The sequence below is a fragment of the Acidithiobacillus sulfurivorans genome, from assembly GCF_018853815.1.
Taxonomy (GTDB): domain Bacteria; phylum Pseudomonadota; class Gammaproteobacteria; order Acidithiobacillales; family Acidithiobacillaceae; genus Acidithiobacillus; species Acidithiobacillus sulfurivorans.
The window spans coordinates 1-11,676 of the sequence record NZ_JAAOMP010000051.1 but is presented as its reverse complement, the minus strand read 5'-3'; the positions used below and the strand labels follow the sequence as shown (position 1 = coordinate 11,676).

13 protein-coding genes and 1 riboswitch are annotated in these 11,676 nt (G+C 51.7%); of the genes, 11 read left to right on the top strand and 2 right to left on the bottom strand.

Annotated features, from left to right (window positions below; genetic code table 11):
- Positions 1-203 precede the first annotated feature (203 nt).
- A complete protein-coding gene (locus HAP95_RS05280; RefSeq protein WP_215883270.1) occupies positions 204-1,145 on the bottom strand; it encodes a carbohydrate kinase family protein in 942 nt (313 codons plus the stop codon).
- Between the two features lie 122 nt (positions 1,146-1,267).
- Between HAP95_RS05280 and HAP95_RS05275 the strand changes: the two genes are divergently transcribed.
- The 11 genes from HAP95_RS05275 (at position 1,268) to HAP95_RS05225 (ending at position 10,646) form a co-directional block, all read left to right on the top strand.
- On the top strand, positions 1,268-1,873 hold the full coding sequence (locus HAP95_RS05275) for an outer membrane beta-barrel protein (protein WP_215883269.1): 606 nt from the start codon (positions 1,268-1,270) through the stop codon (positions 1,871-1,873).
- A gap of 128 nt (positions 1,874-2,001) precedes the next feature.
- Complete coding sequence (gene metK, locus HAP95_RS05270; protein WP_215883268.1) at positions 2,002-3,171, top strand: methionine adenosyltransferase; 1,170 nt, start codon at positions 2,002-2,004, stop codon at positions 3,169-3,171.
- A 37-nt stretch (positions 3,172-3,208) separates the two neighbouring features.
- A riboswitch (S-adenosyl-L-homocysteine riboswitch) is annotated at positions 3,209-3,292 on the top strand.
- Positions 3,293-3,312: 20 nt separating this feature from the next.
- Positions 3,313-4,719, top strand: a complete 1,407-nt coding sequence (ahcY, locus tag HAP95_RS05265) for an adenosylhomocysteinase (protein WP_215883267.1) — start codon at positions 3,313-3,315, stop codon at positions 4,717-4,719.
- Complete coding sequence (metF, locus tag HAP95_RS05260) at positions 4,719-5,537, top strand: methylenetetrahydrofolate reductase [NAD(P)H] (RefSeq protein WP_215883266.1); 819 nt, start codon at positions 4,719-4,721, stop codon at positions 5,535-5,537. Before ahcY ends, metF begins: the two co-directional genes overlap by 1 nt.
- 150 nt (positions 5,538-5,687) lie before the next feature.
- Entirely contained in the window at positions 5,688-6,560 is an 873-nt protein-coding gene (locus tag HAP95_RS05255) for a phosphoribulokinase (RefSeq protein WP_215883265.1), read from the top strand.
- A gap of 334 nt (positions 6,561-6,894) precedes the next feature.
- Positions 6,895-8,004 carry a DUF3034 family protein gene (locus HAP95_RS05250; RefSeq protein ID WP_226832583.1) on the top strand — a complete coding sequence of 370 codons (1,110 nt, stop codon included), beginning with the start codon at positions 6,895-6,897 and terminating at the stop codon, positions 8,002-8,004.
- A gap of 23 nt (positions 8,005-8,027) precedes the next feature.
- On the top strand, positions 8,028-8,504 hold the full coding sequence (locus tag HAP95_RS05245) for a group I truncated hemoglobin (RefSeq protein WP_215883263.1): 477 nt from the start codon (positions 8,028-8,030) through the stop codon (positions 8,502-8,504).
- A gap of 168 nt (positions 8,505-8,672) precedes the next feature.
- The gene (locus HAP95_RS05240) at positions 8,673-9,209 is read left to right on the top strand and encodes an OmpA family protein (protein ID WP_215883262.1); all 537 of its coding nucleotides are present in this window, start codon (positions 8,673-8,675) and stop codon (positions 9,207-9,209) included.
- Positions 9,210-9,311: 102 nt separating this feature from the next.
- Entirely contained in the window at positions 9,312-9,737 is a 426-nt protein-coding gene (locus HAP95_RS05235; RefSeq protein WP_142087404.1) for a nuclear transport factor 2 family protein, read from the top strand.
- Complete coding sequence (locus HAP95_RS05230) at positions 9,716-10,231, top strand: YiiX/YebB-like N1pC/P60 family cysteine hydrolase (protein WP_215883261.1); 516 nt, start codon at positions 9,716-9,718, stop codon at positions 10,229-10,231. The genes HAP95_RS05235 and HAP95_RS05230 overlap by 22 nt, the downstream gene beginning before the upstream one ends.
- Positions 10,232-10,355: 124 nt before the next feature.
- Positions 10,356-10,646 (top strand): high-potential iron-sulfur protein, encoded by a 291-nt coding sequence (locus tag HAP95_RS05225; RefSeq protein ID WP_215883260.1) that lies wholly within the window; start codon positions 10,356-10,358, stop codon positions 10,644-10,646.
- 86 nt (positions 10,647-10,732) lie between these two features.
- Here HAP95_RS05225 and HAP95_RS05220 read toward each other — a convergent pair whose 3' ends face one another.
- A complete protein-coding gene (locus HAP95_RS05220; RefSeq protein ID WP_215883259.1) occupies positions 10,733-11,536 on the bottom strand; it encodes a helical membrane plugin domain-containing protein in 804 nt (267 codons plus the stop codon).
- Positions 11,537-11,676 lie beyond the last annotated feature (140 nt).

Below are 11,676 nucleotides of genomic sequence, written 5' to 3'. Positions count from 1 at the left end.
ACGGCGGTGGGCCGGGAAGCTTTTTGCTCCAACGTCCCTTGCCTGTTGTTCTAAGGCTCATCCTGCTGTCAGGAGAGAACTCGCCCTTTGGGCTCAGACAGATCTCCTGACGGGCGCAGGATTTCACCAAGAACAACAACGGCGCGGGCCAAAGTCGCTGCAAAGCCTTGCTGCCCGCTGCCCGATTGAAGAGACTACATTAATTACTCAAGCTGGGTTCCAAAATTTTCCTGGTAACGTTTTTTGAATTCGCTCCAGGTGAAATGATGATTTTGGGTACCAGCCGTTTCAATTTTGTAGGCGCCCATCAACGAGGCAATCTTACCACAGGTTTCCCAGCCCAGATTACGTTCAAGGCCGTAAAGCAAACCTGCCCGATAGGCGTCGCCGCAACCGGTGGGATCAATTACTGCCTTGGGTTTGGCCGCAGGAATCTGCGTTTCCTGGTCTTCGTGGTAAATGACGGAACCCTGCTCGCCTTTGGTGACGATCAGCGCTTTCAGGCGTTGGCGTAATTCCGCGACGCTTAAGCCGGTACGAGACTGAACCATCTGGCATTCGTAGTCATTGACCGTCAGATAATCGGCCATATCAATGAGACGAGTCAGGGTTGCTGCGTCAAACAGCGGCAGTCCCTGTCCGGGATCAAACAGTGTGGGGATGCCTGCACGGGTCAAGTCCTCCAGATGCTGGATCATGGCCCCCAAACCATCGGGGGAGACAATGGCCCAGTGCACATCGCTGGGGATTTGCCCGTCCAGATGATTTTCCTGGGCCATGAACATCGCACCGGGATGAAAAGCGGTGATCTGATTGTCGTCCAGATCGGTGGTGATAAAGGCCTGCGCCGTGTAATGATCGGGGAGAATGCGAATCAGGTGGGTATCCAGACCCTGCTGTTTTATGTGCTCAAGGTAGGGCGTGAAATCCTGGCCAGCGGTGCCGGCGATGACGGGGTTTCCTCCCAGCAGCTTGAGATTGTATGCAATGTTACCGGCACAACCGCCAAAATCGCGGCGCATTTCCGGTACGGTAAAAGACACATTCAGCATGTGTACTTGCTCAGGCAGGATGTGGGCCTTGAAACGGTCCTGAAACACCATAATGGTATCAAAGGCCAGCGATCCGCAGACGAGTGTGGACATGGCAACTCCTTGTTGGGTTTTTGTCAAATTGTTGGGTTGGGTGTGGTATTTTTGCTGAAAACAGACTATTATCATAACAGGTTTTAACGAATTGTGTTGTCCTGTCCGAGGTGGGTCTGGTCATGAACAGGGGTCTGCGTACATTATTGGCGGTTGCCATGCTGGCTTTTGCCGTTCCGGCTTGGGCTGCGGTTTCTGCTGCCCACGATCAGACCTACGTGAACCTTTTCGGGGGTAATACTTTTTTCAGTGGTGCCAGTGGGCTCGCTCATCATGATGGTAATGCGGTGCTGGGTTTGCGTTTCGGGCGGCGTCTCAGTGCGCACCTGGGTGTCGAGGCGCAGGTGGCTGCAGCTTTTGCCCATTTGCAGGATGCTGCACCCAATGCTGACGCTAACCAGTACAGTGGTGCGCTGCTCGGCAATGTGTATGCCTTTGCCAGTCCGAACACCCCCTATGTTTCTCTGGGTCTGGGTGCTTCCAGTAATCGGTTTAATCAGGATTTGGGACGTGGTACCTCGCTGATGGGCGTATTGGGACTGGGTTATCAATATTCCCTGGGAGATCATTTTGGTTTGCGCCTGGACGTTCAGGATCAGCTTCTGTTCAATACCCCGACGCCCGGCGCCGCAAACCTCAATAATGTGCAGGTAACGGGCGGTGTTTCCTATTTTTGGGGCGGTAGCAAAAAATCTGCCTTTCCCGTCATCGGCCCTTCCCATCCCTGAAGCTTGAGTGGATTTTGTTTGCGGGGTGAGCGTCTTTCACTTCGCTTGGCCGTGTATCCTTTGCTATAGTGCGCTCTGTCCCCGTCGACGATCAATTCATCGGCCACGCCAGCAAGGAGCCTGAACGCATGTCCAAAAGCCATCTTTTTACTTCTGAGTCTGTTTCCGAAGGTCATCCCGATAAGGTCGCAGACCAGATTTCCGATGCCATACTTGATGCCATTCTGGCGCAGGATCCGCGTGGTCGGGTAGCTGCTGAAACCCTGATTACTACCGGCCTTATTGTTCTGGCAGGCGAAATTACGACGACGGCTAACGTCGATTACGCAGACGTTGCCCGTCAGACGGTGCGCCGGATTGGCTATGATTCATCGGAAATGGGCTTTGACTGGGCCTCCTGCGCGGTGATGCAGACGCTCGACAAGCAGTCTCCGGATATTGCCCAGGGTGTGAATGAAGGGGCCGGTCTGGATCTGGACCAAGGTGCTGGTGATCAGGGCCTCATGTTCGGTTTTGCCTGTGATGAAACCGACGTGCTGATGCCAACTCCCATTTATTTCGCCCATCGCCTGACCGAACGCCAGGCTCTGGTGCGTAAGGATGGCCGCCTGCCCTGGTTGCGTCCCGACGCTAAAAGTCAGGTGACGGTGCGTTACGAAGAAGGTCGCCCGGTTGCTATTGATGCCGTCGTCCTCTCTACCCAGCACAGCCCGGATATCAGTCATGCAGATCTGGTGGAAGCGGTGCGGGAAGAAATCATCAAACCGGTATTGCCGCCGGAAATGCTGCACAAGGACACCAAATATCTGATCAACCCTACCGGGCGTTTTGTCATTGGCGGACCCGTAGGCGATTGTGGATTGACGGGCCGCAAAATCATCGTAGACACCTACGGTGGTCAGGGCAGTCACGGCGGTGGTGCTTTTTCAGGTAAGGATCCTTCCAAGGTGGACCGTTCCTCTTCTTACGCCGGTCGTTACGTTGCCAAAAATATTGTCGCTGCGGGTCTGGCGAGTCGCTGTGAAGTACAGGTAGCTTATGCTATTGGAGTTTCCCAGCCGGTCAGTCTGATGGTCGATACCTTTGGCACCGGCAAAATTGATGATGATCGTATTGCGGCACTGGTCCGTGAACATTTTGATCTGCGTCCCAAGGGTATTATTCAGATGCTGGATCTGCTCCGTCCGATTTATGGTAAAACCGCTGCTTATGGGCATTTCGGTCGTGAAGAACCGGAATTCACCTGGGAACGGACCGACAAGGCCGCAGCCTTGCGGGATGCTGCTGGATTGCGATAAAAAGACCTCTGTGCGGAGAACCTCTCCGCCGGAAGTTCGGGCCGAGGAGCGCTGCAGTCGCCAAGTCTCTGGTGGTCAGGCTCGGCCCGTTTTCCTTCGTGTAAAACTGCGCTCGCTTTCATGATCAAAGGAACGACCACCATGAATGCTGTGCTTAAATCGAGTGAAGACTTTAAAGTAGCTGATATGTCTCTGGCCGCCTGGGGACGCAAGGAAGTCCGTATTGCTGAAACGGAAATGCCGGCATTGATGGCGATTCGCCGGAAATATCAGGCTCAGCAGCCCTTGCAGGGTGCGCGTATTGCGGGCTGTATTCATATGACCATCCAGACCGCTGTACTTATCGAAACCCTGGTGGCTTTGGGGGCTGAAGTGCGCTGGTCTTCCTGCAATATTTTTTCTACGCAGGATCAGGCAGCAGCGGCTGTTGCGGCTGCAGGCGTTCCGGTTTTTGCCTGGAAGGGTGAAAGCGAGGAAGAATACTGGTGGTGTGTGGAGCAGACCATTACGGGTCCTGACGGCTGGCGCCCCAATATGGTGCTGGATGATGGTGGAGACCTCACAGGATTGCTCCATGAGAAGTATCCCGAGTTGCTGGAAGGCATCCATGGTGTTTCCGAAGAAACGACCACAGGCGTGCATCGTCTTTGGGAAATGGCCAAGGAAGGTAAGCTCAAGGTGCCGGCCATCAATGTCAACGACTCGGTGACCAAAAGCAAAAATGACAACAAATACGGTTGTCGTCACTCCCTCAATGATGCCATCAAGCGGGCCACGGACCATTTGTTGTCTGGTAAGCGCGCCCTGGTTCTGGGCTATGGGGATGTGGGCAAGGGCTCGGCAGCTTCCCTACGTCAGGAAGGCATGATTGTGCGCGTTACCGAAGTAGATCCCATTTGCGCCATGCAGGCCTGCATGGACGGTTATGAAGTAGTTTCCCCTTACAAAAAGGGTATCAACGATGGCAGCGATGCCTGTATTGATCAGGATCTGCTGGGCCAGACGGACTTACTGGTTACTGCTACCGGTAATTACAATGTCTGCGATGCGGGTATGTTGAAGGCCCTCAAGAAAGGCGCTGTCGTTTGTAATATTGGTCATTTCGACAATGAAATTGATACGGCTTTCATGCGCTCCAACTGGGCCTGGGACGAAGTCAAGGCTCAGGTGCACAAGGTGTATCGTGATGCGCCGGCAGGCAAGGACTTTGATGCGGACAGTGATGATTACCTGATTCTCCTTTCGGAAGGAAGACTGGTGAATCTGGGTAATGCTACCGGGCACCCCAGTCGGATCATGGATGGTTCTTTTGCCGATCAGGTGTTGGCGCAGATACATCTTTACGGGGAGCGCTTTGCTGACCTGCCTGCCGCGCAGAAGTCTTCTCACATCAGCGTCACCGTCCTGCCGAAAACCCTGGATGAAGAAGTGGCCCGTTACATGGTGGAAGGTTTTGCCGGGGTGCTGACCCAGTTGACAACGGCCCAAGCCGAATATCTTGGTGTTGAAGTCCACGGGCCTTTCAAGAACGACGCGTATCGCTACTGATGGCGCACTCCGTCGAGTTTTTCCCGCCCAAAAATGCTGCAGGCGAAGAACGCCTGCAGGAAGCCATCCGCGCCTTGCTGCCTTTAAAGCCGGAGTATGCTTCAGTGACTTTTGGAGCAGGTGGTTCCACGCGCGAACGGACTTTCGCCACGGTGGACATGATCCGCAAGGATTATGATCTGGAAGCCGTCCCGCATCTTTCCTGCATTGGCTCTACGGAATCGGGCATACAGGAAATTCTGGAAGATTACCGGGCTCAGGGTATTCAGCGTATTGTTGCCTTGCGTGGTGATTTACCAGAAGGCATGAGTAACCCCGGTCATTTTGAATACGCAGCTGATCTGGTGGCTTTTATCCGTCAGTTCGGCGGTTTTAAAATTTATGTAGCCGGTTATCCGGAAGTGCACCCTAAAGCCGTTTCTGCTGAAGATGATTTACAACATCTGGTGGAAAAGGTGCAGGCGGGTGCAGATGCGGTTATCACCCAGTATTTTTATAATCCCGATGCGTATTTGCAGCTCCGGGATGATTTACAGCGGCGGGGCGTTGATGTGCCGATTGTAGTGGGTGTCATGCCCATTACTCACTTTGAACAGATTTCCCGTTTTTCGGCCATGTGCGGAGCCGAATTGCCGCAATATTTGCGGCGCCGCATGGAAGCCTATGGCGAAGATCTGCAGTCCCAATATCAGTTGGGGATTGAGTTGCTGAGTCGGCAGTGCGAGACATTACTCTCGCAAGGCGCACCCAGCCTGCATTTTTATACGCTGAATCAGTCCGAGGCGACCACGGCCATCTGGCAAAATCTCGGGCTTTAAGTACTTTTGACGCCATTATCGAAGCCCTGAAAGCGTCGGTAATGGCGTATTTTATGTTGACCGGCTGATAACCTTTGTTACACTGCCTTCAAGACGGCCATGGAATATATTGGTCAGCAAAAGAATTTTTTACTATAAGAGGTTCATACCATGTCTAAAAAGTATCCTGTTGTTGCAGTCACCGGTTCTTCGGGAGCCGGTACAACTACTGTCAAACATGCATTTCATGACATTTTTCGGCGCCTGAAGGTCAATCCGGTCATCATTGAGGGAGACAGCTTTCACCGTTATAACCGGGTGGAAATGCGTGAGGCCATTGCCAAAGCTGCAGCAGAAGGTAAGACCATCAGCCACTTTGGTCCTGAAGGGAATGATTTTGAGTCTCTGGAACGTCTGTTCCGTAGTTACGGAGAGACCGGTCATGGCCAGATGCGTTACTACGTGCATGATGATGCGGAGGCGGAATTGCGGGGTAGTGCTCCGGGAACCTTTACGCCATGGCAGGATATGCCTACGGGTACGGACCTGCTTTTTTATGAGGGGCTGCACGGCGGGGCGAAAACCGAAGATGTGGATGTCGCCAATTATGTGGATCTCCTGGTGGGTGTGGTGCCGGTTGTGAATCTCGAATGGATCCAGAAAATTCATCGTGATAATTCCCAGCGCGGCTATTCAGCGGAAGCCATTGTGGACACGATTTTGCGTCGCATGCCGGATTATATAAATCATATTACCCCCCAGTTTTCGCGCGCGCATATCAACTTTCAGCGCGTACCTTTGGTGGATACTTCTAATCCTTTTATCGCTCGGGATATCCCCACACCCGATGAAAGCATGGTAGTCATTCGATTCCGGGATCACAAAATTGAGCATTTCCCGACCTTGTTGCAAATGATTCCCGGAAGCTTCATGTCGCGTTCCAATACCCTGGTTATTCCGGGTACGAAAATGGGCTTCGCCATGGAAGTGATTCTCGGACCGCGCATTGAACAGATGCTGGATGAAAAAGAGGAAGCACTCTGATAGCGCGTTAGTGTTCATCCTGATGGCATCCGGTATCGGCAAGATCGATACCGGATTTTTTATGTCCTGCGTGTCAAGGCAGGGAGGACAAATCAGCAGTTTCTGTCATGACGGAACTGCAGAGATGTCATGACGTGTCATGCAAAAATAGAAGAAATACAAAGAGTTCTATTTGTATGATGTGTTGACGCTTATTCATAATAAACAAGTTGTTACAAATAGTTTTTGGGTATTGTTAAGGGCTTTCAGGTGGTTGGCCTCTTTCTTGCTGTGTAGCTCTTGAGTGCTCTGGCATTCAAGAACCGCTTAACGGCTAGGAGGAGGTATGAAAATTATGGGTAAGTCTGCGAAATCACCCGCTACAAAAGCAGTCATTCTGGCAGTGGCCTGTACGCTGGGTGCAATGGTCCCTGTGGCCGCCAATGCGGCGATAGGCTCGTCCTGTTTATTTGGCCAAGGCCGCATTCTGGGCACCGGAGCAGTAACAGCGATAGACGGTGCCGCCGGCGGTGGTATTAACCCCTGGGCAGTGATTTCGGGTTATGGCACCAATCAGCAGATTGGCGCGACCGCTTTTTATTCACATGTATTGCTGAACAACTATAACTTGAACGCCTACGGCGCTTCGGTTGGATTGTTCAATCGTGTTGAAATTTCTTTTGCCCGGCAGGGGTTTAGTTTAGGTAATACCGGGCAGGTTCTTGATAATAAAATTCTTGGCACGGCAGTAACAACACCAGGTGTATCCTTCCCGTACGGAACGACGACTACAGCGGGTTTGGCTGCCGATAAAGCATTTGCCGGAGGCCCCGCCTTTTTTGGTAGTAATTATGATTTGAATCAGGATATCGTAGGTCTGAAAGTGCGCCTCTTCGGGAATGTTATTTACGATCAAAATTGGTGGGAACCACAGGTGTCAGTGGGTGTCGATTTCCACCACAACGAGATGCCCAAGGATTTTGCTGCGACATTGGGTGTAAAGCGTAATGGTGTAAGCTATTACCTATCAGCTACCAAAGTCTGGATTAACGGTCTGTTCGGGTTGACGACTTTGGCGGATGTGAATATTGACGTGACCAACGCCAATCAGCAAGGTTTGCTGGGTTTTGGTGGTGTCAACGGTATGGGTTACAAAGTGTTGCCGGCTGCTTCTGTGGGTGTGTTTCTGAATCGCCATGTGGTACTCGGTGCCGAGTATCGGGATATGCCACAAAATCAACTCATCGCAGCTTCAGGTACAGTTGTTACGCCGGGAGGAGGCATTCCTCTACATTTGGGTGCTGTCGGTGATGCGGTATCCAAGACGAGTGCCTGGAAAGACGTCTATGTTGCCTGGTTCCCCTACAAGCAGCTCTCGTTAACGGCGGCCTATGTGGATTTGGGCACTATTGCTACCGAAAAGAACCAAAATGGTCTGTATTTATCTCTGACCACCAGCTTCTGACCTAATTTTAAGAGGAGTTTACCATGTCATTTATACAAACCTCTTCCCGTCTTTCGGCAGTAGCCAAGGGTGTCGCTTTGGCGGCAGGGTTTACGGCTGTTGCCATGATGGGGATTTCGACCGCATCCGCTCAGGATTACTATGCACAGTACGGCGGCAAGGCTGGCATTACCAAGCTGATCAATACGTTTGTGGGTAATGTGGCTAATGACCCGCATATTAATTACTACTTCGCACATACCAATATCCCTCACCTGAAATACGAATTGGTGCAGCAGGTTTGTATGGCCGTCGGCGGTCCTTGCAAGTACACCGGGCTGAGTATGCGTAAAGCCCATGAAGGGATGGGTGTCACTGAGTCAGCATTTAACTACCTGGCTCAGGATATGATGGATGCAATGCAAACCCAAAGGATTCCTATGTCGGCACAGAATTACCTGATTGCTATTCTGGCTTCCATGGAACCGCAAATCGTCACCGCTAACGGCCCCTTGGGCTGAAAAAGGGACATCAGTAAATGTTGTATGCAGTCTCCTCCTCCCGCTAGCAGAATCGGGAACTTCAGGCTCCATCCTGGATGGGGCCTATTTTGTCATTGAATTTGTTGGTTAAAATTGTAGAAAAGTGAATACATCTACCCAAAAAATCAGCTACTAAGGAGACGTGATATGAAAAAAATATACAAGCAAACTCTGGCTGTGGCAGTGGTCCTGGCCGCTGCCGGTTGCGGTACTAATCCTTTTGCCTGTTCTCCTGGGATTCCCCCGGCCGCACCTGCGGCTCCAGCCGCAAAACCCGCAGCAGTGGCACCTATTGCACCGGTGCAGCATACGGTTCTGGAGAGTAAACCTATTACCATTACCGGGATTAATTTCCAGACCAATTCTTCCAAACTGATCAGTCATGATATTGCCGTGCTGGACCAGGTTGCTGATTTTGCCCATAAACATTCAGCCGCTGTTCTGGATGTGAATGGTTACTGTAGTAAAACAGGTAGTTTTGCTTACAATCAAAAACTCTCTGAGCAACGTGCACAGAGTGTTGCTGGTTATCTGGAAGCGCATGGTGTAGCTGCTTCACGGATTATGACGAAGGGCCATTCCTATACGGATCCAGTCGCCAGCAATGCGACGCCACAGGGACGTTTCCTGAATCAGCGCGTGGAAATCAATTCCAGTATCAAGGTACGTAAAACTGTGCACTAACTGGCTTGATGAATCACCAGTCAAGACGTCATGATCAACAGGCAATGCGGCTTAAGGTATTGCCTTTTTTTCTTTGGATCGCTTTAATCGAGGAGAATTTGTGTGCGAAGTATTCTAAAAACACTCACAGTGGCTGGATTAACAGTGGGAATCTCAGCCTGTGGACTTTTTTCGAGTTCAGGGCCAGAGAATACGGCTATGCATTTTGTGCATGGTATGGCGAAAGGGGACATCCAGAAGGTAGACAAACTGGTTTATTGGGGACCTGAAGTGCAAAATCCTGCACAACCCTATGCAATGCGGCTCGAAGAAGCGAAAGTGAATGGATATGTGATGGCTACTTATCAGCGTCTGCAAGCTGAAGGCGGTTTGAAGGAGGCCAAAATAGTCAAAAACCAACGGACCATGATACATGGTGTTGAACATGCGACGGTGATTATCAGTCTGATTCCTGAGAAAGGAAGCCCACGGAATACAACGTTGCAACTGGTACGCAGGGACGGAAAATGGTTCGTGAGTGTGGACTGACGGCGTATCTACTGTTGCGCGAAGGGCTGGGGGTAGAGGCACGCCTGGTGCGCCTCAAAAGTCGCGGTCCATGGACCCATGTCGGGGTTTTGGTAGGCGGTTCTTTATTTGAAAGCATACCCTCTACGGAACGCACCCGAGGTGGGGTGCATATGGGTAGCCTGGACGATTTTTGTGCGCCGGAACGGGCTGTAAAAGTGGGCTACATACCGATTAGCTTGGTAGAACTACAGTGTGAAAATTTGTTTCACTGGTGTCATAAACAGGTGAAGTTACGTATTCCTTTTGATGATAATTATGACTTGCAGGATGATCGGGCATTATATTGTTCCGAGTTTGTTTATAAGGCATTTTTGCAAATACAGATCAACCTGATCTCAGCGGAGTTAAGTACTTTATCCATACCCTTGGTAGGGGTGCGGAAGGTGGTATTTCCCGGAGATTTGATCGGAATGAAGCCGGTATTCAATAATGTTTTTACTCTACGCAGTTGATTGTCCAATTCTGAATATATGATGGGGATCAATTTTCTGTTGCCTGCATCCATTCCGGCGCAGATTACGTAGAACTAAGTGGGCCCTTTATAGGCGCCTCATTCATCATTTGGGAGAATATACTATGAAATCTATGAATCGTCGTGAATGGTTGAAATCAACAGGTAAAATAGCCGCAGCGGCCGCAGTGGCTCCTTTGGTGTTTTCATCCATGGCTGAGGCTGGTACTGCAGGTGGGTTGCAAAGCAAAAGTTCTGTCAGTTATCAGGATCATCCCAGTGGCAAGGACATGTGCAGTAATTGCGCGCATTTTGTACCGGGAGCCTCTCCCAGTGCGGATGGCACCTGTAAAGTGGTTGCGGGCAAAATCAGTCCACATGGATATTGCTTTGCCTATACACCTATTTCTGGCTAACGCTTAATTAAAAAAAGCCCCTAAACAACAGGGGCTGCAAGCGGGGCGAGTAGAACACTTTAAAACAGGTTAAAGTTACCTCATGATCAGTGCCTGAGTCGGCAGGAACGGAAATGTTTGCCGACCAGCATGAGGAACTGGATGGTTTGCTGGGTTTCCGGTTTTTTCATCATGTCCCAGAGTCCGGCGAGTCCTCCCTTGGGAGCGGGGGCGCTGGCGGCCTCCTCAGTGGCGCCACTGAGGCAGTGCAGGAAATCGGTGAGGATATGATCCTGGTCCATTTTCTCAGCGACAGCGAGCAAACGGTCCATGACCCCGGTTCGCGTTGCCCGATCCAGCAGGCACATGGCATCGGTAGCCAAAGTAGCCAGACGGGAGACCATCTCATCATTCATGGAATCGCCAGCGGCCCCGGCCATACGGGCCAGATGAACGATGCGCTCCAGATCGCCGTTTTCGACCAGTGCCGAGATGGCTGGTAAGGCGTTGACCACCTGACTGCGGTTCACCCGATCCAGTAAATCCATGCCATCGCTGGCCAGACCGGCCAAGCGACCCACCATTTCATCGCTCATGGAATCGGCGGCGGCCCCACTCAGCCGCGCCAGTTGTACGATGCGCTCCAGATCCCCGTTTCCCACCAGGGAACTGATGGCCGGCAGGGCCCGCGCCACCTGGCTGCGGGTGACCTGATCCACCAACTCCAGACCGTCGCTGGCCAACCCCGCCAGACGACCCACCATTTCATCACTCATGGAGTCTGCTGCCGCACCACTCAGTCGTGCCAGGTGCACAATGCGTTCGAGATCTCCATTCTGCACCAGATGGACCAGGGCTTCCTGAGCGCGTTGCAGTTCATCCTGTGAAGTTTCTGCCATGACCGCAGCCATACGTCACCTCCTCAGAGTAAACCACGGGCGGTAGCCCAATAGAGTTTGTTATAGGACATCTTGAAGGCGTGTACGGCTCCGGTAGGCGCTTTCGGCTGGGGCGGGGTTTTATAATCGAACATGGCATACGTTGCTCGATC

Excerpts from the sequence above, each read along its gene's own strand:
- HAP95_RS05280 (WP_215883270.1), bottom strand. The coding sequence starts at position 1,145 with ATGTCCACACTCGTCTGCGGATCGCTGGCCTTTGATACCATTATGGTG.
- HAP95_RS05275 (WP_215883269.1), top strand. The coding sequence starts at position 1,268 with ATGAACAGGGGTCTGCGTACATTATTGGCGGTTGCCATGCTGGCTTTT.
- metK (WP_215883268.1), top strand. The coding sequence starts at position 2,002 with ATGTCCAAAAGCCATCTTTTTACTTCTGAGTCTGTTTCCGAAGGTCAT.
- ahcY (WP_215883267.1), top strand. The coding sequence starts at position 3,313 with ATGAATGCTGTGCTTAAATCGAGTGAAGACTTTAAAGTAGCTGATATG.
- metF (WP_215883266.1), top strand. The coding sequence starts at position 4,719 with ATGGCGCACTCCGTCGAGTTTTTCCCGCCCAAAAATGCTGCAGGCGAA.
- HAP95_RS05255 (WP_215883265.1), top strand. The coding sequence starts at position 5,688 with ATGTCTAAAAAGTATCCTGTTGTTGCAGTCACCGGTTCTTCGGGAGCC.
- HAP95_RS05250 (WP_226832583.1), top strand. The coding sequence starts at position 6,895 with ATGGGTAAGTCTGCGAAATCACCCGCTACAAAAGCAGTCATTCTGGCA.
- HAP95_RS05245 (WP_215883263.1), top strand. The coding sequence starts at position 8,028 with ATGTCATTTATACAAACCTCTTCCCGTCTTTCGGCAGTAGCCAAGGGT.
- HAP95_RS05240 (WP_215883262.1), top strand. The coding sequence starts at position 8,673 with ATGAAAAAAATATACAAGCAAACTCTGGCTGTGGCAGTGGTCCTGGCC.
- HAP95_RS05230 (WP_215883261.1), top strand. The coding sequence starts at position 9,716 with ATGGTTCGTGAGTGTGGACTGACGGCGTATCTACTGTTGCGCGAAGGG.
- HAP95_RS05225 (WP_215883260.1), top strand. The coding sequence starts at position 10,356 with ATGAAATCTATGAATCGTCGTGAATGGTTGAAATCAACAGGTAAAATA.
- HAP95_RS05220 (WP_215883259.1), bottom strand. The coding sequence starts at position 11,536 with ATGGCTGCGGTCATGGCAGAAACTTCACAGGATGAACTGCAACGCGCT.